This is a genomic window from Verrucomicrobium spinosum DSM 4136 = JCM 18804 (assembly GCF_000172155.1).
Classification (GTDB): domain Bacteria; phylum Verrucomicrobiota; class Verrucomicrobiia; order Verrucomicrobiales; family Verrucomicrobiaceae; genus Verrucomicrobium; species Verrucomicrobium spinosum.
In genome coordinates, this window is record NZ_ABIZ01000001.1 from 3,679,880 (window position 1) to 3,701,560 (window position 21,681).

Consider the following 21,681-nt stretch of genomic DNA (forward strand, 5'->3'; position numbering starts at 1 on the left):
GTTCAGCAAGGGACGGGTCGATGGGGTCAAGGGGTGAACTGTTTGCGCTGAATGATGCGGATGCGGTAGAAGGTGTCCCAGGAGTACTTGAAGCTGCCGGCCCCGACCATGGCGGCGGCCACCTGACTTTCGTTGGGGTCCAGATACCGTTCTATCATGGTGGAACCGCGGTACTCAGAGGCCACGGTGTCCCGTCCCTCCACCCACTCCGTCGGCTCCGTGGAGCGGGCCTTGCGCAGAGTCTGCACCCGGTAGTGAACCGTGAAGGTGTTCGACTTTGTGGTCAGGCGCGGATAGATGTGATTGTAAGGTTCCTCGCGGGAGTTGTCGCCCGTCAGTTCCATGGCATCCACTTCGCCCAGGTTGCCATTCCACCACTTCGTCATCTCGTTGTAGTTCGTGGGGGGCAGGGGCGCGTCAGAGGCGTAGGTCTTGCCATTCAGCCGCTGTGGTACGAGGAAAATCTCACAGATCTCCGAGGCCGAGTGGAAGATGTCGCCCGTGTTGAAGCGGTTGCGGAAGCCCTGCAACGTGACGGCGGCGTTCACGGCGTAGCGCAGTTCATTCGTGTGTGTGGTGCTGGAGTCAGACTGCTTGTACACGGCAGAGCCACTCTTGTTGTAGGGGCTGGATCCGGAACTGGTGGTGGTTACGCCCGTGCCTTTGCCTCCTGCCGAGCTGGGCGAGATGGCCGTGAGGCGGGTGGACTTGAGCACGGCGCGTATGCCGGTGGTGCGCTCGATGTGGGTGAAGGGGGCCATCTGGTAGTTCATGTTGATCTTGCCCGCGGTGGAGAGGGGCTCGCTGATGGCGTAGGGCTCCGTGATGGGCATCCAGAAGAGGTCGAGCATGAGGTGGTCACGCGGAGCTCCAAAGCCGGGATGGTCAGCGGCGCTGGGTTCAGCATTGGGGGCGCTGGAGCGGGAGGCGGGGTTTGGGCAGAAGAGCAGCGTCTGCCAGGGCTTCACACTGGCGGGAGCGCTGAGGTTCATGCCCGTGGGCAGGGAGCCGAAGGCCACGGCGGAGGCGATCTGACGGCTCGGTGAGTAGGTGACGCCGTCTTCTTTTTCGAAGTGGTGACGGCTCATGTAGGGGGAGCCGGAGGCGTTGCCTTCATCGGGCTTGCGAATGTAGGGTCCGTCCGCAATGATGCCGACGCCATTGTCCCAGTCGCCGGGAGCCGTATTGCTGGCCGTGGTGGTGAGGAATGCACCGTCCAGACCCCGTGGCACTGCGGGAGGGCAGCCGCGTGAGTACATGAAGCCTTTGACCAGGGTTCCGGCGGTATTGTGGTTGGACTGGCGTCCGCTCTGCTCACCCCAGTTCTCCGCCGCGGGCAGCGCCCCGGCATGGGGGCCGAACTGGCCATTGCTCGCGGTCAGGTCCGTGCGGAGGAACTGACGGCGCTCCGTGTTGAAGTCGGCATAGTCGCGGTGCACCGTGAACCAACTGGCAGGCACCACCTTCATGCCGGAGTAGAGGCGGAGGTCACCCTTTGGCGCGGCATTCACATCTGCCTCGACGGAGCGGACGATGTCCCCATCACAGATGAGCCGCGGTTCATAGCGACCACCTGCCTTGTTAAAGCGGGAATCAAGCGAGGGATAGGTGGCATTCAGGCGGGGCAGCTTGAACTTCACCGGCGTCGTGGGGAACGTCATGTTGATGGTCTGAACCAGCTTGTTGTCGTCCACTGCGCCGGTCCAGCCGGGGTAAGTCTTGATGGTGAAGGCCGCACCGGTGAAGGTGAAGTCAGCCGCTCCATCAGGGATCTCGAACGACTGGCCCACGAATGGATACACACTCACCCCGCCGCCGCTGGCCCCGGGTGTCGGGATCTTGGCGGTGGTGCCTCCGGCTGCGAGCAGGTTTCCCATGCCCGTGAAGGGCGTGTTGCCACAGGCCAACTCGCCGAAGGTGCCTTCCGTCACGTTGCAAAGGTTGTCCATGGTCCCCGCAAATCCGAGGCTCTGGTCAGCTCCGGTTCCCACTTTGGCCTTGAACCCTTCCATTCCCTGGATGCGGTAGATGATATTGGCCGTCATGCTGGCTGGTCCGCTCGTGGGCACGAAGGTCTCCAGGATCACATACGGTTGGATGCGATCTTTCGCATTGGCCCCGGTGCCCTTGATGCGCATGAACACGAGAGCTGCTTCAGTGACGGTGGGCCAGCGGCCATAGCCCCGGGCTACGACCGTGTTGCTCTCACGGATATCCATCGGCACGGCACTGGACTGCCCCTTGTTCCCGCTGACGCGGTCTGGCAGGTAGGTGTAGGTGGGCCAGCCCCCTGCAGACACGGAGCTGTAGCTGTTGATGCCCCAGCGGAGCAGGTCGAACGCTCCGGCACCGATCTGGTCTCGTTCACGCTCGCCGTACTTCTGCTTCATGGACTTTACACCAAATCCGGGTGGTGGTTGGGCTTCCAGGCCGGTGGCCCCACCCACACCGCCGGTAAGGGCGCGGTAGTAGCTGTGAAACATGGCGTCATTGCGCATCGTTCCGGGGTAGTCCGCCTTCGGGTCCTGGGAGGAGCCGGGATCGCTGGTGGTAAAGTTCTTTTCTCGAACCCAATACCACTGACGGTCGGTGGTCCCGGTGGTCTCGCTCATGAAAGCCAGCAGCTTGTCCTTGGGATTGCGTTGGGCGGTGTCTTTGGACTGGGGCCAGAGACTGATGCGCGGCTTGCCGAAAAGATTGAGCTCCGGAGCGCGGCTGTGGGCGGTGAGGAAGAACTTGCCCAGCTCCAGGGAGGTGGCGTCCAGGCCGGTCAGGTTTTGCTGACGGGCGGGGTCAAAGAACATCTCCTCCACGCTCGCATAGAGACGCTCCTGCTTGGCTGGCAGACCCGTGGTGGCGCTGCCTGGCGTCGTTGTGCCGGCCATGGTGCCGCCCCAGGGTGTTCTGGGGGAGAGCTTGTGCAGACGGGCGAATACGGCGGTATTGGGTGTGAAACTCGGATCCACGTAGAAATCACTGCCAAAGGCTTGAAACACCGTGCTCAGACTGGTGGTGGCTGGGTGGCCGGGGTAGCGGCTGAACTCGTTCTGTGCAGGCACCCGGGCGGCATAGTCCTTGTCCGTCTGGTTCGTGGAAACTGGGATCTGCCACTCACTGCCTTCACTGGCGGTGTTGATGTTAATTTTGTTGCTGTCGTCGTCAGTCCAGTAGGCGACGCGTCCCACAATAGGGTTGTCCTTGGTGGGTGCAGTGAAATTCGCCTTGGTCGTGTCGGCAGACGTGGGGGTCACCAGGCTGCCGTCCCTCAAGACATACATCCAACGGACGGGCATGGGCACGCGGGCCGCCAGGTCTTTCCGGTTGCTGGCTTTCACCGTGCCTGCCACCGTTGCTGTACCGGCAGGTGCCCCTGAACCACCGCTCGCATAGTAGTCAAAGCCGTCGATGGCGTAGCCAGAAGGGCCGGGGGCTGCAGCTCGGGGGTCAAGGATGGGGAACTTGAGGGTGGGCGTCGTGCCCGGCACCGGGACCGGCTCGTTCAAGTCCGTGAACATGCCAGGCTTGCTGTTCCAGGCGGCAAGATCGTCCATATCCTCACGGAGGGCCGCCGCAGCCTCAGAGGGGTTCATGCCGCTGGCGGTTGCCGTGGCACCAGATTTAGTGACGACCAGTTTGTCATCCGAATAGAGCTTGTAGAGCCCTACTGCCTTGCCACGAAAGTTGCTGCTGTCAGGCTCGACACCGTAAACGCGAATCATCCCCGGCTGAGATGACCAGGTCTTGAATGCAGTTTCAGTGCCGACCGGGGCGAGGTTTTCGGTGGCCTTGCGCAACTGGGAGACCACCAGGTTCACCGGAACGTCGGTCAGGTTACGGACCTCCACGCTCTCTGCAAAGCTGGTGGAAGACTGGGATTCAGTCTGTACCATCGAAAAGAAGGCAAGTACCAACGTGACGAGGATGGTGAGGATGCTCAGTACGATGACGAGAGCGGCACCCTGATTTTGGGGTTGGGGGGACTTTCTCATGCGTTGGAGTCGGTCGTGATATTTGTATCATTCTATTGGAACTTCGTACCGGATGGCAATTACGGATCTGCCAATACAATGTCTGTACTCCGTTAGTGGGGAGTCACTTATGCGCTGAATCAGCCTGTGGCGCGGGCTGCAGCGTTTTTTGTGGTTTTAGGCGTGCTAATGGTGCCCTGGTATGCGTTACGGCCGCTGATCTATGCCAGTATCAGGCCATGGACTAGCCTTCCCAAAGTCTTCTCCTAGAGGCTATTAAGCCGCAGGTAAACGCCCTTATCAGATTATCTCTACTTTTGGGCGATGTCGGAATGTAAATTCCAATTTATTGATGGCAGTCGGAGAAAAAACAGTCGTAAAGACATGCCTCCCGTCGGATTTCTAAACGCTCGAAGCGCCGCGATCTTAGCACAGTCTTAAAAAATACATGTGTTTTTTTAAAGGAGCGATGTGGATTTGGAATAGGTGGGCAACGACAGCATGGGCAACACAGCGCCACTAAAGGGTTGACGGGACTTTTTGTGCTGACGCAAACTTTGGCATGTTTAGAAAATGGACCGTGGTTTTCACGCTGCTCATGACGGCGGCCATTTCTGGGGCTAAGGCGGGCGCGAAACCGTTGGGCCCGGTCCCGGTTGGAGCCGCGGCCAATTTGCAGTTTTACAAGGGCCCGGAATTTGTCCTGGGGGAGCCCATTGAGCTGACCTTTGTGCTGCGAAACGGCGGCCCTCTGACGCTGAAGGCGCAAACGGGCGGCGACTACCGGGCCACGGGTTATCCCACGAGGTACAAATTCGAAGTCGTCGATGACGCCGGATCAAAAGCCGAACCCTCGGCTTGGTACGACATGGGCGGGATCATTGGTGCGCCCCACGAGGTGGCACCCCTCAAGGAGTACCGGGAGCAACTGGTGCTACAGAACTATGTGAGGATAGATCATCCGGGGGAGTACCTTGTAAAGGTGCATCATGACTTCGGCTGGCTGGCGACGACGGAGCGGCCGTATCCCGTGGCGGAGGCTCGCATCAAAGTGGTACTGCCCTCTGCCGAGGAGATAGGCCGACGGGTGCAGGCGCTGGCAAGAAAGAACGAACATCGTCAGTCTCAACACCTGGGGCAGTACTGGAACAGTCCGCCCTTTGTCTGGATGATTCACCCCATTTACCTCCCCGCCCTGGAGCAGGCCGCAGCTGGGGGCTGTCTTCAGGCCTTTGAGGGCATTCATCGCGTCCGCAACACTGATGCGACTCGTGCCCTGGTGAGGCTGCTGGAGAGTGAGCAACCAGAGGTCGCCAGTACGGCGGCGCTCTTCATTGCCAAGCGCCTGCCGGTGCCGAATGGGAAAGAACCCCCGCTCCGGACTCTTAACGGGTTCATCACGCCCGGTGGGGAGATGGAGCTCTATGCGCATCGCTATTGGCTTCCGGAACTGGATGCAATGGTAATCAAGGCGGCGCGCAAGATGGTCACTCGGTCAGAGGCAGACGAAGTGGGGCGTGCTGCGGCGCTTTTGGGCGGGCTGGGGGAGGTGACCGATGCAGAACTGGTCTTCCAGGCACTGGACCGCGTTGTCAGGACCACCAAGGATCGCACGGACCCCAAAGGCGAGACCTTTCTCGCGGCTGCCCCAGGGCCCGCCTTGCTCAGCGCGCTGGAAGACATCCAGCGCCGCGGCTGGAAGTTCGACTTCTCTCAAGACGATGAAACTCGCGCAGCGGGGAGGTTGTGGGCTGGCCTCTGGCTTATGGCAAGCGCTGAGCGCCCTCCCGTCCCCGCGGTTGGGGAGTCGCTTTTCGCACCAGGGCTGGCGTCTCCTTATGCCGTCGTGCGGGAGGCCGCGCTGCGAGCCCTGCCCGACCCTGCATCTGAACGCTGGCGGGACGCCATCAAGGCAGCGCTCGGGGATGCGGATTTCGGGGTGCGACGCGCGGCCATCCACGCCACGCTGGGCACCCGGGACGCCAGGTTCGAGGAGTCGTTGCTCAAGCTTGTGAGAGAAAATCCTGAGCCCAATATCACCCATGATGCCTGTGATGCCTTGATCCAGCTCGGCGCTCGATGGCAGATGACCCAGGTCTGGATGGAAGCCTTGGGGGAGAAGTCGCGCTTTCCGGAGGCGTTGGTGCTTCTGATTGAGCAACTGGTTTGGCCGGAAGGGGCCCGCCTTCAGCGGACGAGTGCAATCTCAGTGGAAGAATCGGAACAGATTCACCAGGCCTGGAAGCGCTTCCTCGGTGATCCGGCGACAGAGGCACATCTCCGTGCCGGCCGCCGCGTACCGGTATCCGATGCGATGCTGATGGAGTTGGGAGGACGTCATCGGGAGTGGCAACTGCCTGATGGGCAGACTTGGCCGCAGGCGCTGTCCCGGTGAAGTGCGTTCCGCCTGGGGTTCTGATGGCGCATAAGCAAACTCCGGCTATGGGTCGAAGGGATGCCCCCTCTTCGATTTTCAGCCGCTCATCTCTGTTGGTTTGCCATCGCGGCCACGGTCCCTTTCACGTCTTGCACCTCTGTCAAATCTGGTAAGGTGGGGCCTCTGAGTTCGGTCACCCGGCAGGAGTGCTTGGCGAAGGCGGAGCAGTATCTCAACCACACTTGGCATCCTACGGAGAAAAACCGTCTGCATGGGATTGATGCCGATGGTCAGCGGGTGGATACCCCTGACCATCTCTTTGCGCCGGAGGGCAAGACACCGGGCTACTGGAAACCCGGCACGGTCAACTACGGCGTGCCGTACTGCTGGGGTGGAAACGACACCCCGGAGTCCTTTGACCGCGCCCTGCGAGCCGGGAAGTATGCGGGGGATGTGTACACAGAGGCCAAGCGGGCGGGGCTGGAGAAGGCTGTGAGCCGACACACTACCGGGGTGGATTGCTCAGGCTTCGTCTCCCGGTGCTGGGGCCTGACGTGGGCCTGTTCCACCCGCACGCTGCCAAAGATCTGCGACGAACTACCCTCCTATGAGGCGCTGCAACCTGGAGATGCCCTCAACGTGTACAACAACCACGTGGTGCTCTTCGCAGAATTCACCAATGCGGAGAAGTCCGAGATGCTCGTCTATGAAACCGGCAGTCCTCTGGGCTGGCGGGTGACAAAGCACACGGTGCCGGTGTGGTTCTTGAAACAACAGGATTTCAAACCCTACCGGTACCGGGGAATTCGGTGATTCAGTAATTCAGTAGGGAGGGGGCAACCCTAAAACACACACCGGATAAGAATGGAAAGGGTGGTTGTACACCCTTTCCATCACTCCGCCACTCCGCCACTCCATCACTCCATCACTCCATCACTCCCTTGCTCCCTTGCTCCCTTGCTCCCTTGCTCCCTTGCTCCCTTGCCCCGTCACTCCTTCCCCGCCTTGAGCTGGGCGACGGCCGCATCAGTCATGGCCTTGACGGCCTGGGGCGAGTTGGAGTGGCCGCTGGGAATGTCGTTGTAGATCGACTTGTTCTGGAGCGGCAGAGCATTGTAGGCCGCATAGACGCTGGTGGGTGGGCAGGTGGTGTCGATGAAGCCGACGGTGACGATCCCGGCTTTGGCCTTGGTGCGGGCGGCGAAGTTCACGGCGTCGAAGTAGCGGGAGGCCTCCAGCGCCTTGGTGTTTTTGCCCCCTGTTTTGTCCACCATTGGGAACTTGGGCCAGCCCGCGACGCGGTTGACCTCCATGCCCGTGTGATCGCAGCCAGCAGGAACCCCGGCTGCGAAGAAGGTGACCCGCTCATCCAGCCCGGCAGCGGCAAAGGCCTGGAAACCACCCTGGCTGGAGCCGTACACGACCAATGTCTTGCCGTCCCACTCCGGCTGGGCGCAGAGGAAGTTCATGGCCTGAATGAGGCGGCGGAACATGCCCAGATAGTAGCAGCCTTCGCGGCTGTCGTTGATGGCGGTGCGATAGTCCTTCAGGACGCTCTGCTCCACGTCCTTGTAAAAATCATCGGGCCGGCCGTTGGGCAGGCCATGCGCATTGATGTCCATGGCCAGAGCCCCGTTGTTGCTCCAGTTGGCGGCACTGTTGAGCTGGGAACTGCGTACCCCGGCACCGTGGAGGAGGAGCACTGCAGGCAGGGACTTGGGGGCGGCTCCAGTGGGTTTACAGAAATAACCCGAAACGGGCGCTCCAATGCAGTCGAGCTGGACGTCGTAGCATTCTCCGACCTTGGCCACATCTGACTTTACAGGAGTAAGCCGGGGATTCAAGGGCACGGCGGCGACCCTCTTTTTCTGATCGGCCCAGAAGGCATCAAAATCGTCTGGCACCGGAAGGCTGGGTTTGATGGACAAGGGATCGACTCCCGCTCCGCCCAAGGCCGTGACAGGCTTCCCATGGTGTAGCACCGTCGCGCGGCACAGGAGGAACCCGGCCTCGGGAAGGCTGCTGGTGACGGTGACCGAGCCTTGGTTGAGCCGCGCTTTGCCTTCCTTGATCGGCGGCACTCCGTCCTTGGAGATGTTCCAGGTGATCTCTGCATCAGGTGCCACGGGCGAGTCTGCGGCGAGGCTGATCTTGAAGGTGACCTCTTCTCCGATCTTGTAGAGGGCATCCGGCTTGGTGCTGGCCACGGTGAGCAGGGGGGCAGGCTTGGGAGCCAGTGCGACAGGAGGAGTTGTCGCTGCGGTCGGAATGGGGGCGTTGGCAGCGGGGGCAGGAGCGGTAGATTGCGCCGCCAAGGGGAGGACGGGTCCGGTGGCGAGGGCCACCAGAGAACTGAGCAGGAGATGACGGAGCCGGAATGTTGGTCGCATGGAAATCGAATGGTTGGAAGCGAACCTCTACGCAGGCCAGGGGCGCAAATGTTGCGGGCAATCAGTCTATTTTTCCGCCGTCGTTCGGCGGGCATGGATTTGTCACCGCTAGCTGTGCATTTGTGATGGCCACCCGGGTGAATCAGGTGGTTTCCATCATAATGTGACCCGGAATCCTGAAATTGTGTCTGATTTGAGGGGTTGTTATGGGTGAGAACCCCTGGAGCCTTTGTGGGGCTGATACAGAGGAGGGAGTTGGACCGTTCTTTGCATGTCTGCGTCTTGCGAACTCTGCGATGCCCTCTGACAAACGCCTCTCCATCCCATCCTTCTCTGACATGTCCGCCTTATTCCGTGCCGGTGGCGGCATCTCCCAGATTCCTCTTGGCCTGATCGTGCTGGGCTGGGGCTCGACTGCTTGGGGATTGCAGGCCGCGGAGATTTCATTTGAGAAGGAAGTGCGACCGATCCTAAAGGCGCATTGCACCCACTGTCACGGTGAGGAGGACAAGCCAGAGGGCGGGGTGGATCTCCGCCTGCGCCGCTTCATGGATGCTCCGCTGGAAAGCGGTGGCACGTTGTTGGTGCCCGGACATGGGGATCGCAGTGAACTCGTGCAGATCATCCGGCGTGGCGAGATGCCCAAGAAGGGCAAAAAGATGTCGGACGCCGAGCTGGCCGTGCTGGAGCAATGGATCGCCCAAGGGGCCAGGACCTCGCGACCGGAACCTCAGCACCTCCCACCAGGGGCGGTGATTTCAGAGGAGGATCGGGCGTACTGGGCATTCCAACCTGTCCACCGTCCTGCGGTGCCGATTGGCGAACAACCGATGGGCCACACACCTGTGGATGCCTTCGTGGGCCAGCGGCTCCAAGCAGCGGGGCTGGACTTTGCCCCGGAGGCAGACCGCACTGCCTTGATCCGCCGGGTGACACTGGATCTGACCGGATTGCTTCCAACCCCGAGGGAGGTGGAGGAGTTTGTGAATGACCCCGCTGTGGGAGCCTATGAACGTCTGGTGGACCGCCTGCTGGCCTCCAAGGCCTATGGAGAGCGTTGGTCCCGCCACTGGCTTGATGTGGTAGGGTATGCTGACTCCAACGGCTATGCAGAAGCGGATTCCGTGCGGCCGCAGGCCTGGCGCTACCGGGACTACGTCATCCGGGCCTTCAATGACGACAAGCCTTGGAACGAGTTCATCCAGGAGCAATTGGCGGGGGACGAACTGGCGGGCGTCACCCACGCGACGACCCAGGAGGCGGTGCTGGATCCGCAACGGCGTGACGACCTGACGGCCACCGCCTTCCTCCGCATGGCACCGGATGGCACGGGAGACACGGTGGATGATCCCAAGCTGGCGCGCAACCAGGTGGTGGCAGAGCAGATCAAGGTCGCCACGTCCTCTCTGCTGGGCCTCACGGTGGCCTGTGCGCAGTGTCATGACCATCGGTATGACCCGATCACGCAAGCAGACTACTACCGGCTGCGGGCCATCTTTGACCCCGCTTATCATTGGGAGGCCTGGCGTACCCCGGCCCAGCGGCTTTATTCCCTTTACACAGCAGAGGAGCGCTCCAAAGCGGCCGCCATTGAAGAGAGGGCCAAGGCTATCGAAGCTGATGCCCGCGCCATGGGGAAGAAGTTCCTGGACGAGATCTTCGAAGTGGAGGTGCTCAAGCTCCCCGAGGCGGACCGTGAACCTTATCGCCTGGCGCGTGCCACTGTGGACAAGAGCCGCACCCCTGAGCAGAAGGCGCTCATCAAGAAGTACCCCTCCGCTCTGGCGCTGTATTCCTTGAACCTTTACGACCAGAAGAAGCAGAACGTGGTGGATGCGAAGATGGCGGAGGCGACCCAATTGCGCGCTACCAAGCCGGCGGAAGGTTTCCTCATGGCGCTGACGGAGGTGAAGGGGCAGGTGCCGGTATCCAAGCTCTTTAATCGGGGTGATCATGATCAGCCCAAGCAGGTGGTGCAACCGGGCGAACTCGGTATTCTCTCTGAGATTCCTGGCGCGATCTTCCAGCCGGTGGTGCTGGCATCGGGCTCCTCCGGACGCCGGTTGGCCTATGCCAAGTGGTTGACCAGCGGGCAGCATCCGCTGGTGGCCCGCGTGCTCGTGAACCGCTTCTGGTTGAATCACATGGGGCGGGGCATTGTGAACACGCCCGGCGATTTTGGTCGCCAGGGGGAGCTTCCCACTCACCCCGAGCTTCTGGACTGGCTGGCGGATGAATTTGTGCAAAGCGGCTGGAAGCTGAAGCATCTCCAGCGCTTGATTCTGCTCAGCCGGACCTATCGGCAGAGCACCGTGCACCTGGCGTCGCTCAAGCAGGATCCCGAGAACCGCCTCTACGGAAGGTTCAAGTTGCAACGCATGGACGCGGAGACCCTGCGGGATTCCGTGCTGGCGGTCACAGGTGCGCTGGTTCAAGACAGCTATGGGCCGCCCAGTGACATCGGCCGGGATCCGGCCGGGCGGGTGGTGGCCGGGGTGGACAAGGGGACCATCGTAACCTTCAAAGTGGAGAGTGGGGGCAAGGCAGACTTTCGGCGCTCCATTTACCTCCAGGTGCGTCGTACCCGCCCGGTCACAGTGCTGGAGACCTTTGATGCACCCGTCATGGTGCCAAACTGTGAAATGCGCAGCCAGACCACCGTGGCCCCGCAATCGCTCTTGCTGATGAACGACACGTTCGTCCTGGAGAACTCGCGGCGTCTGGCGGATCGCCTTGCTGCAGAAGTCCCTGGTGACGCTGCCGGCCAGGTGCAGCGGGCCTGGCATCTGCTCTATGGGGAGGCTGCTCCTGATGCAGCGGTGGCCGAAGCATTGGCCTATTTGAAAGAGCAAACGCAGGCGCTGACGCAGTATCACCACGACATCCAGCACGCCAAGGATGCTCCCAAGCCAAATCCGCCCCAGGAAGCCTTGGCAAGCCTTTGTCAGGTGCTCCTGAGTTCGAACCGTTTTCTTTACATCGAATGAACCACCCTCAGCTATGCTCCCGCCGCCATTTCATGCACGCGGGGGGATTTGGTCTCGGCAGCATCGCGCTGGCATCCTTGCTCAAGCAAGATGGCTTGCTGGCTGCTCCAGTAAAGCCGGCCACCTTTGGCGAGGTCACCTACGACCTGCTGCCCAAGCAGCCGCCGCACGAAGCAAAGGCCAAGGCGATGATCTCGCTCTTCATGATGGGCGGACCGTCGCAGATGGATCTGTTCGATCCCAAGCCGATGCTGACGAAGTACGACGGCCAGAAGTTTCCAGGAGAGATCAAATACGACAACCTCGCCCAGGCATCTTCAAAGGTGCTCGGATCGCCCTGGAAATTTCAGAAGCACGGGCAGTGCGGCATGGAGCTGAGTGAGCTGCTGCCGCATCTCAGCAAGGTGGTGGATGACATCACGCTCATTCGTTCCATGACCTCAGGAGTCAATAACCACGCCCAGGCTTTGTATGCAATGAATGCCGGGCGCACGACCGCGGGCAGACCGGCGCTGGGTTCCTGGCTGACTTATGGTCTGGGCAGCGAGACTCAGGATCTGCCTGCCTACATGGTGCTGGCCCATCCAGGAGGGCTGCCCACTTTCCAGGGCGAGCACTACACCAATGGGTGGCTGCCTGCCCTGTTTCAAGGAACCGTGATCCGCCCCACCGAGCCACGGATTCTGAACCTCGATCCGCCCGCTTCCCTGGCCGGACGTCCACAGGAGCGGCAGTTGCGATTGCTTAAGGCCTTCAACCAAGACCACCTCAGCGCACATCCGGGTGAGCTGGATCTGCAAGCCCGCATCGCCAGCTATGAGCTCGCCGCCAACATGCAGACGGCAGCCCGCGAAGCTCTGGACATTTCCAATGAGCCCGCTTCGATCAAAAAGCTGTATGGGGTGGACAACCCAGTGACTCGTGACTACGGCACCCGCTGCCTCATTGCCCGCCGTCTGGTGGAGCGGGGGGTGCGCTACGTGCAGGTGTTGAATTCCGGGCAGTCGTGGGACCAGCACAGCTCGCTGCTCTCGACCCTGCCCAAGAATTGCGCTGCATGCGACCAGCCCAGTGCTGCGTTGTTGATGGATCTCGAACAACGTGGACTCCTGGACACCACTGTGGTGCACTGGGGCGGGGAAATGGGTCGTCTGCCGGTGTTGCAAAATGACGCCGGCCGGGAGAAATGGGGTCGCGATCACAACACCTACGGTTTTAGCATGTGGGCCGCCGGAGGCGGGTTGAAGCGCGGCTACGTCCATGGGGAGACCGATGAGTGGAGCCACAAGGCTGTGGTGGATGAAGTTCACCACTACGACTGGCACGCCACCCTGATGCACCTCTTCGGCCTGGATCACAACAAGCTCACCTACCAGCGGAACGGCGTCGCGGCGTCATTGACCGATGGGCAGGGAGCAAAGGTGGTGAGGGAGTTGCTGGCGTGATGAGCCAGTGGGCAGTGGGCAGTGGGCAGTGGGCAGTGGGCAGTGGGCAGTGGGCAGTGGGCAGTGGGCAGTGGGCAGTGGGCAGTGGGCAGCGGGCAGCGGGCAGTGGGCAGTGGGCAGTGGGCAGTTCGGGGGATTGTGGAGTAGGCTTTAGCCGAATGCCATCAGGGAAAACGCATCGTCTTGCTGTTTTGCCTTGGCGCGCCTCGGAGCCGCGATGGTGCAACCGCCACGACTGTAACTGGTGAGCGCCTTTCAGAAGGGCCGAAGGTCCGGGTTCATACCAGCCTGGGGCAACGCCCCATAAGCGCTAACTTAACATAGACATGGTAGGATTTTTTGGCTAGCGTGCGGCATGCCCTCCTTGCCCGATGAGAACTGGGATTACCTTTTGAGTCTGCTTCCGGAGAATTGGGAGTCATTGGCCAAGACGACCGGGGCCGTCCAGCGCCTGCGTGGCGCGGAGTCTTTGAGCAGTCTGTTGCGTGTTTTACTGCTGCATGCAGGTCACGGCTGTTCTTTGCGCACCGCTTCTGTGGTAGGCAAGGCAGCAGGCTGGATCAGCATGTCTGATGTGGCCCTGCACAAGAGGTTTGCTCTGTGCGAGGGGTGGCTGCAGCAGCTTTGCGCAGGGCTTTTTGCCCAAAGTCGGTTGCAACTGCCGGCGGCTTACCGCGGCTTGAAGCTGCGCTTGGTGGATGGCACGACCATCAAGGAGCCCGGCGCCACGGGCAGTCAATGGCGCGTCCACTACAGCTTGCGAGTGCCTGATTGGCATTGTGACTTTTTCCGTCTCAATCCAGTCAGGGGCTCTGGCAATGGCGAATCGCTCAAGCATTTTGAAGTTGCCCCTGGAGACTGCTTCTTGGCAGACCGCGGCTTTAGCCACCTGTTGGGGATCGAGCATGTCTATCGGGGCGGGGCGCATGTGATCATGCGGCTTAACGAACAAAACACCCCATTGGAAGATGAGCAGGGACGTCCAGTTGTCCTGCTGCCCTGGCTCCGCAAGCTCAAGCAGCCGGGAGTGGCGGCGGGCCTGGATCTTTGGGTGCGCCCACGTAAGGAGGACTCCTTGGAAAAGCGTGTGCCAGTGCGTCTGTGCGCCGTGCGCAAAAGCGTGGAAGCTGCCGCTTTGGCACAACGCAAAGTGCAGCGACGCGCTCAACAAGATCAGACCAAACTGCGCGCAGCCACCTTGGAGCACACGGCTTGGATCGTGGTGCTGACCACCGTGCCAAGGGACACGCTGAGCGATGTAGAGGTGCTTCAATGGTATCGGGTGCGCTGGCAAATTGAACTGGCTTTCAAGAGGCTCAAATCACTGGGAGATGTCGGACACCTGCCCAAAAGTGATGAGCGATCCAGTCGAGCGTGGGTCTACGCCAAACTGCTCATTGCTTTACTCAGTGAAAAGATGCAGCGCCACGCGGCGGCCCTTTCCCCCTGGGGAGGACGTTGGCTGGAGAATGAAACGCCCCCGCAGCCACTGGCGGGAGACTGAGTGGCTCATTGAGTTGATCCAGGCGGCTACTTGGCCGCCGCTGCGAATCGCTGACTGTCTGAGTTCCTGGAATCAGATCGCTCAAGACCTCGCCGAACGAAAGCGAAAAAAAATGCCGCGTGTTCAAAGCCTCTTAAGTTAGCGCTTATGGGGCAACGCCCCAGGGATAGATGGCCAAACTACCCATGAGGGCTGTAGGCCCGGTGTCATCAAGTCTGCCTATGACGAGCATCCCTGAATGACGTCGGGCCTACAGCCCTCAAGATCTAAAACGAGCGCCTGCCTTGGGCGTTGCCCAAGGCTGCAATGATGCCGGACCTTCGGCCCTCAATACTTTCACAAAAGAGAGATGCTCGACCTCTCCACTTTTCCCTGATGGCATTGGGCTTTAGCCTGCGGGAGTTTGAAGTTTGACATGGCGCGTTATCTCATGAACCCGGAGGGTTCGCCACGAATAGAGCCATGGGTGAAGCGAGCGTGGCGAGTGCAACCCATGGATAGGGACCTGACGAAATCTACCGCGGAGCGGTAGGCCCATGGCGGCCAAACGACCTACTGGTCGCATCACGTGATTTACGTCTGGGGTCCGCAACACGATGGGCCTACCGCTCCGCGGTAGCCATTCCACGGGTAGCCCTCGCTACGCTCGGTCGACCCGTGGCTACGCATGGGGAACCCTCCGGGTTCGGAACTGCGTGGGCGCGCAGGCCTGGGGCATATTGACGCATGAACCCTCCGGGTTCTCATGAAGAGCGTGTGCGTGTCATATCCAGGAGCGATGAAATACCGCAACGGGTGAATCGAGACGGCACTCACAAAAAAGCCACCGCAGATCGCTGCGGTGGCTTTTGACATCGTCCAACTCAACAAATCAGGCGCTAGTGCTTCAGCAACCAGTCCGTCGTGCGAGGGTTGAAGTCGTTCATGCACTCCCAGTGAAAGGCGTGACCGGCATTGTCATAAAGGTGAAGATCTGCACCAGGAATGTTGGCGGCGACTTCCTCGCTCATCCACCGGGGGGTGAAGACGTCGTCTTTGCCGCCGATGACGAGGGCGGGGCATTTTACATTCTTCAGGTCATTCAGCGTATTGTGGCTCATGGCGGCGGCGGCCTGGGCTTCCATGGCATGCACGGGCTGGGGGGCGGCGTTGATGGCGGCATCCCGCAGGCCTTGCTGCATGTTGTTCCAGCAGTCATCGTTGTCGAACCACGGCTTGGTGAAAATCAACATCTGCACATAGTGCATGAAGTCTTCCGGGCGGAAGTTGGCTTTGCACTTCATCATGTGTTCCCAGGTGTAGAGCCCAAATCGGTCCTGACGGGCCCAGGTACACATGAGGATGAGGCTCTGCACCTTCTCAGGGTGGCGTAGGGCCAGCTTCTGGGCGATGACACTGCCCAGGGAGCAGCCCACGACACGGGCTTTCTTGATGCCCAAGGCGTCCATGAGGCCGGCATAGTCATCCGCCATCATGTCTGTGGTGTACGGTCCGGCGGGCTTGTCTGTCATGCCTACGCCGCGGTTGTCACCCAGAATGCAGCGGAAATGCTCCTGCCAGACATTGGCATGGGCCTCCCAAACGCCGCCAGGGGCGGTGACGCCCATGATGCAGATGAGCGGTTCTCCGGTGCCGCGCTCTTCGTAGTACATGTTGATGCCATTGGTCTGGACGTGGGGCATGGGTGAGAAAAAGGTAGTGAGATGGTTGTTTCTTGAAGCGTGGCCCAGGGTCGCGTTGGCTCCCTGGCGAGCCTCAAGAGCTAGCGGAGGGGGGGGGAGATGCCAAGCGCAAAATAATGCCCGGAGCTCCGCATTTCACCGGTGGCAAGATCGACCCAGCGATGGGAGGTGACGAATCTGTTGCGTGCTTCCGGGCATGATTTTTGCGATAATACCGCTGCATGAAAACCAAAGATGCACACAAGCCGGCGTCGGCGGCGCGGCGGCCGATGGCTCCCTTGGCCATATGGATTTTTGAGGCACTCGCCATCGTTCTCCTCACCTTGGTGATGACGGTGATCAACGAGTTCCGCCATCATCCGGCCGCCACTCCTGTGGCCAACGAGACCTAAGCGCACGCTCCGGGCTCTAAAAAACGCAAAAGCCGCTCCCTGCTCCACACATTGGCCCTCCTTTGAAAGTTGGCCAGAGTGGAAGGGGGAAGCGGCTCTGCTGCAAACAGTTGACTTGGCCCGGGTGCCGTGTCGTCGGAGCGCGAAGAGTCGATCCCGACGAAAAGCTTAAACCCCGAGGTTGGTCTGTCTCAAGGGCTGGTCCGGAGGCGGAACAAGGAGGCAACCCGCAGACCAAACTGGATCACAGTGCTGGCCGCATCAAAGGGCCGCGCCACCAAATCCAGGCTGCGAGCGACGCCATACCATGGGCTCGTGACTTGCTTTTCGGGAAGTGGACGGAAGGCGTCTGGGGTGATCATGGACGATTTGTCGGGTGTTGGGGTGAATAGGGAAAAGACTGAGAGGTAGTTTGCAGCCGAAAATATACCAGATGACTAAAGAAATAATAAAAAAACATCGAAAAATAACCTTGCCGTCTAAAACAAAAGGTGTACGCCGGGCTGGCGTCCCCTAGTAAACCTGAGGTACGATGATGTCGTCCGGCACAGGGTTGCGGTGATAGTCCTTGTGCCGCTTCCGCACTGGAAGCGCGACCGGTTGTTTGTCCACTTCTTCATACGGCACCTGCTGGAGCAGATGGTGAATGCAGTTGAGCCGCGCTTTTTTCTTGTCCACCGCAGGGACGACCCACCAGGGGGTCTCAGGGAGGCTGGTTCGTTCCAGCATGATCTCCTTTGCCTTGGTGTACTCCTCCCAGCGGCTGCGAGATTCAAGATCCATGGGGCTGAGTTTCCACTGTTTGAGCGGGTCGTGGATGCGGCAGGTGAACCGGAATTCCTGTTCCTCGTCCGTGATCGAGAACCAGTACTTGAGGACTTGGGTGCCAGACCGGATCAGCATTTTTTCAAATTCAGGCACGGACCGGAAGAACTCTTCGTATTCCTCATCGGTACAAAAGCCCATGACTCGCTCCACCCCAGCCCGGTTGTACCAACTGCGGTCGAAGAGCACAATCTCCCCGCCAGCAGGGAGGTGTGCAGCATAACGCTGAAAGTACCACTGCGTCCGCTCACGCTCGGTGGGGGCAGGTAGAGCCGCGACCCGGCAGACACGTGGATTCAGTCGCTGGGTGATGCGCTTGATGACGCCGCCCTTGCCAGCTGCATCCCGACCTTCGAAGATGACCACCAGCTTGTGCTTGGTGCGCATGACCCACTCCTGGAGTTTGACCAGCTCCCCCTGGAGCCGGAGCAGCTCGCGGAAATAGAGTTTCCGGAACTCCATAGCCTCGGTGGACACGGCTGGGTCATTGGGATCAAACCCCGCGAGGTCATCCAGCTCCATCTCCAGCTCCTCGTCGAAGCTGTCGATCGCTTCTTCATGCAGACGGGCAAAGATCTCGTTGTTGACGCGCAGCGGGGACTCGCCGTTTGAGCCGCCGGTTTTGCTCTTGGTGGCCGATTTCTTGGAGACCTTGGAGACAGGGGAAGGGGACTTCTTGGGAGAGGGCATGGTGGATGCAGGCCCTTTACGCCAGCATCCCCAGCCTCAAAAGAGACCTAACGTGACAAATAGTTCAGGCAAATCTTCTGGAGAAGTCAAAAGACTGAGCACGCCCGATGCTGCCAAGGTGCGGCTTTGCCTACAGCACTTGCTGGGTGAGTGGCTCGTTATTGGGTCCCAACAGCAGGCGCTTGGGGGTGATCGGCTTGTCGTCCAGCCCGAAGGCCATGATGGTCACCCGGTGACCGGCGGTGATGAGGTGGGCGGCAGCTCCATTGACGACGATCTGGCCGGAACCTTCCTTGCCCTCAATGACATAGGTCTCAAGGCGCGCCCCGTTTGTCACTGAGGTGACCAGCACTTTCTCGCCCACCCAGATGTCCACGGCCCTCATGAGATCGGGCGGAATCGAGATGCTCCCTTCGTATTCGACGTTGGAATCCGTAATGGCGGCGCGGTGCAGTTTGGACTTGAGCTGAATGCGTAACACAAGAGCAAAGTGCTTCCCGCGGCCAACCCGTCAAGCGGTTTGCCCTCCGTTTTGACAACGTCGGAAGCGTGTCTATGATCCAGGCCCCAGATTCGCAATTTTCCATCAAAATATCATGAGCAAGGCTCCCACCCACGAGTTCCAGGCCGAAGTCAAGCAGCTGCTGGACATCGTCATCCACTCCCTCTATACCGACCACGAAATCTTCGCCCGTGAGCTGGTTTCGAATGCATCTGACTCCATGGAGAAGATGCGGCTCCTCCAACTGACCGAGAAGGAGATTTTCGACGAGACCCTGCCTCTGGAAATCAACATCAGCACCGATGAGACCGCAGGCACCCTGACCATCTCCGACTATGGCATCGGGATGACCCGTGAAGAACTGGTGGAGAACCTAGGCACCATCGCCCACTCTGGCTCCAAGGCCTTTGTGGAGGCCATGAAGCAGAGTGGCAAAGAAGGCGGCAACGTTATTGGCCAGTTCGGCGTGGGCTTCTACTCCGCGTTCATGGTGGCGAGCGAGGTGAAGGTTTACACCCACTCCTGGCGCAATGACGGGGAGCACCTGGTCTGGACGAGCGACGGCGTCACTGGCTACACCATCGAGGATGCGCCAGGTCAACGCCGCGGATGCAAGCTGGTCCTCCAGCTCAAGGAGGACAAGAAGGACTTCGCCAAACCGGCGCGCATCAAGCAGATCCTCACCAAGTACTCGAACTTCGTGGGCTTCCCCATTCATCTGAACGGGGAGCGCATCAACACCGTGGAGGCCCTCTGGCTGAAGAACAAAAACGAGGTGACGACCGAGCAGTACGCCGAGTTCTACAAGTTTGCCTCTCACTCCTTCGACGAGCCCCGCTACACCTTCCATTTCAACGCGGATGCCCCGTTGAACATCAACGCGCTTCTGTTCGCTCCTACGAACAACACGGAGCAGTACGGCATGGGCCAGATGGAGCCCGGCGTGGCGCTCTATTGCCGCAAGGTGCTCATCGACCACCGCCCGAAGAAGTTTCTCCCGGAATGGATGCGCTTCGTCCGCGGCGTCGTGGACAGCGAGGACCTCCCGCTCAACATTTCCCGTGAGACCATGCAGGACAGTGCGCTGTTCCGCAAACTTGGCCAGACGGTGCAAGGCCGACTCATGAAGTTTCTCGAACGGGAGGCAGACGGGGATGCCAAGAAGTATCAGGATTTTTACAAGGACTTCAGCCGCTTCTTCAAGGAGGGCGTAGCCACGGACTTCGAGAACAAGGGCACCATTGCCAAGCTGCTCCGCTTCGAAACCTCGCTTACCGGTGAGGGCGAAGTGGTCGGACTTCAGGAGTACGTGAAGCGCATGAAGGAGGAGCAGAAGGCCATCTACTACCAGATCGCCCCAAGCCGCGCCGCGATTGAGAACGGACCGTATCTGGAGGCGTTCAAGGCCAAGGGCTTTGAGGTGATCTACCTCTTCGAATCCATCGACGACTACGTGGTCAATGCCCTCGGCGAATTCGATGGCAAGCCCCTCCAGGCGGTGAATTCCAGCCAGGTGGACCTGGGTGATTCCCAAACGGAAGGCGAAACGCTCAGTGCTGAAGATGGCGACAAGCTGGCCTCGTGGATCAAGGACAACCTGGGCAACCGTGTCAAAGAGGTGCGCACGGGCAAGCGTCTCGTGAGCAGCCCGGCAATGGCCGTGCTGCCAGATGGCGAGATGAGCCCTCAGCTACGCCAGATGATGCGTGCCATGAAGAAGGATGATGAACTGGATGCCGCCGAGGTCATTCTGGAGCTCAATCCCTCTCATGCCATTGTCCGCAAACTGGCAGGTGCGACGAGCAGCAATCCGGAACTGGCCGGCCTCCTGGCCAATCAGATTCTGGACAACGCCTTGCTTTCGGCCGGTCTTCTGGACGATCCCCAGGCCATGATTGGCCGCATGCATAGCATCATGGAGAAAGCACTGGGTTAACCGCCAGTTCCCCTCTTTTCCAACTCAGCTTCTCCAGGCGCAGCGATCATCCCGGTCGCCGCGCCTTTTGTTTGGCCTTCACAATCAGGGGATAATAGAAAACTTTTCGCCGCATAGGGGGCGAAATAGGATTGAGAGGTTAGTAGAGTCGCACTGAAAACACTTACCATACCCACCATATGGGGAAAATGGGGTGTTAGCTCGATGATAAGGAAACACCTTATGGTGGTTGTAAATCTTTACTTGAATCCCTCTTTGTTCGTGTGGAAATAATATCTATGTTGCGAGATTAGAACCACTTGCAACCTGCGACATGTATCTGCCAAAATTCAAATCCGCCGAAACTGTCAAACGCTACACGTTCAAGGGGCACACGGCAGTGTTCCTCCGGAACCTCGTCGCGGTCGGGACGGTCGAGTATCGATTTGCGCTGATGGTGTACGCGGATGGGGAGGGGGAGGCTTGCTATTGCGTGGCCTCTGAGGTCAACGGCATGGCGCGGGAGCTCGGAGGCGGCTCCCATTTTCTCGGCGTCTTTGAAGAAGACAGCCACGTTAATTATGGGTCTTCAGACCAATGGGCGGATGAAGAAAAGTTCCTCCATCGCGCACTTGGATTGGCCAGTGGGAAATTTGGCTCGCCCTTGAGCTAGAGGGTGAAGAGGAGAGCCTGATTCGTAGGCTGTAGCCTACTTCTTTTCTTTGCGTTTCTCGCGTTCTTTGCGCCATTCGTCCCGGTGTTCCCCGACCCACTCGGTCAGTGCACGGTCGAAGCCGATGTCCTCGCCAGCCTTTTGGCTTTCGATCCACTTGTGTTTGAGGATCTCATCCCGTTCTTCGAGAAAGTACTCGTAGTACTTGGAAGCGGATTTGGAACTGACGGCCGGGGCGGTGGCCCCGGCAGGAATCTGGCGACTGCTCATGGCTAAAAGGGGTGAGGAAGGCAAAGATCAGCGAAATAGATACGCGATACGCGGCAAGGGA

At 59.8% G+C, this 21,681-nt stretch carries 14 protein-coding genes; 8 read left to right on the top strand and 6 right to left on the bottom strand.

The genetic code is table 11. From position 1 onward, the window contains the following. Positions 1–26: 26 nt before the first annotated feature. A complete protein-coding gene (gene vccA, locus VSP_RS14810) occupies positions 27–3,989 on the bottom strand; it encodes a Verru_Chthon cassette protein A (RefSeq protein WP_009961538.1) in 3,963 nt (1,320 codons plus the stop codon). 541 nt (positions 3,990–4,530) lie between these two features. Between vccA and VSP_RS14815 the strand changes: the two genes are divergently transcribed. Both VSP_RS14815 and VSP_RS14820 read left to right on the top strand, forming a co-directional pair. Then, positions 4,531–6,363: a HEAT repeat domain-containing protein gene (locus VSP_RS14815; protein ID WP_029190460.1), complete on the top strand. Its 1,833-nt coding sequence runs from the start codon at positions 4,531–4,533 to the stop codon at positions 6,361–6,363. Positions 6,364–6,519: 156 nt separating this feature from the next. After that, positions 6,520–7,158, top strand: coding sequence for a hypothetical protein (locus tag VSP_RS14820; protein WP_029190461.1), 639 nt, complete (start codon positions 6,520–6,522; stop codon positions 7,156–7,158). A gap of 176 nt (positions 7,159–7,334) precedes the next feature. Here the strand turns inward: VSP_RS14820 and VSP_RS14825 are convergent, their stop codons facing one another. Then, complete coding sequence (locus VSP_RS14825) at positions 7,335–8,735, bottom strand: acetylxylan esterase (RefSeq protein WP_009961541.1); 1,401 nt, start codon at positions 8,733–8,735, stop codon at positions 7,335–7,337. A gap of 338 nt (positions 8,736–9,073) precedes the next feature. Between VSP_RS14825 and VSP_RS14830 the strand changes: the two genes are divergently transcribed. The 3 genes from VSP_RS14830 to VSP_RS14840 all read left to right on the top strand — a co-directional run bounded on the left by VSP_RS14830 (position 9,074) and on the right by VSP_RS14840 (position 14,671). Beyond that, entirely contained in the window at positions 9,074–11,722 is a 2,649-nt protein-coding gene (locus tag VSP_RS14830) for a DUF1553 domain-containing protein (RefSeq protein WP_044134407.1), read from the top strand. Beyond that, a complete protein-coding gene (locus VSP_RS14835) occupies positions 11,719–13,167 on the top strand; it encodes a DUF1501 domain-containing protein (RefSeq protein ID WP_009961543.1) in 1,449 nt (482 codons plus the stop codon). Before VSP_RS14830 ends, VSP_RS14835 begins: the two co-directional genes overlap by 4 nt. A gap of 355 nt (positions 13,168–13,522) precedes the next feature. Further along, positions 13,523–14,671: an IS4-like element ISVsp14 family transposase gene (locus VSP_RS14840; protein ID WP_009961544.1), complete on the top strand. Its 1,149-nt coding sequence runs from the start codon at positions 13,523–13,525 to the stop codon at positions 14,669–14,671. An 878-nt stretch (positions 14,672–15,549) separates the two neighbouring features. On the opposite strand, the gene VSP_RS14845 is transcribed toward VSP_RS14840, so the two are convergent. After that, a complete protein-coding gene (locus VSP_RS14845; protein ID WP_009961546.1) occupies positions 15,550–16,353 on the bottom strand; it encodes an alpha/beta fold hydrolase in 804 nt (267 codons plus the stop codon). 221 nt (positions 16,354–16,574) lie between these two features. On the opposite strand from VSP_RS14845, the gene VSP_RS42310 reads away from it, so the two are divergent. After that, complete coding sequence (locus tag VSP_RS42310) at positions 16,575–16,745, top strand: hypothetical protein (RefSeq protein ID WP_009961547.1); 171 nt, start codon at positions 16,575–16,577, stop codon at positions 16,743–16,745. A 513-nt stretch (positions 16,746–17,258) separates the two neighbouring features. Here the strand turns inward: VSP_RS42310 and ppk2 are convergent. Further along, complete coding sequence (gene ppk2 / locus VSP_RS14860) at positions 17,259–18,260, bottom strand: polyphosphate kinase 2 (protein WP_009961550.1); 1,002 nt, start codon at positions 18,258–18,260, stop codon at positions 17,259–17,261. Positions 18,261–18,390: 130 nt separating this feature from the next. Next, positions 18,391–18,741 (bottom strand): aspartate 1-decarboxylase, encoded by a 351-nt coding sequence (locus tag VSP_RS14865; RefSeq protein ID WP_009961551.1) that lies wholly within the window; start codon positions 18,739–18,741, stop codon positions 18,391–18,393. Positions 18,742–18,856: 115 nt separating this feature from the next. Between VSP_RS14865 and htpG the strand changes: the two genes are divergently transcribed. Beyond that, positions 18,857–20,698 carry a molecular chaperone HtpG gene (gene htpG, locus VSP_RS14870; protein ID WP_009961553.1) on the top strand — a complete coding sequence of 614 codons (1,842 nt, stop codon included), beginning with the start codon at positions 18,857–18,859 and terminating at the stop codon, positions 20,696–20,698. A 313-nt stretch (positions 20,699–21,011) separates the two neighbouring features. After that, on the top strand, positions 21,012–21,350 hold the full coding sequence (locus VSP_RS14875; protein ID WP_009961555.1) for a hypothetical protein: 339 nt from the start codon (positions 21,012–21,014) through the stop codon (positions 21,348–21,350). Between the two features lie 36 nt (positions 21,351–21,386). On the opposite strand, the gene VSP_RS14880 is transcribed toward VSP_RS14875, so the two are convergent. Then, positions 21,387–21,620, bottom strand: coding sequence for a hypothetical protein (locus tag VSP_RS14880; protein WP_009961557.1), 234 nt, complete (start codon positions 21,618–21,620; stop codon positions 21,387–21,389). Positions 21,621–21,681 lie beyond the last annotated feature (61 nt).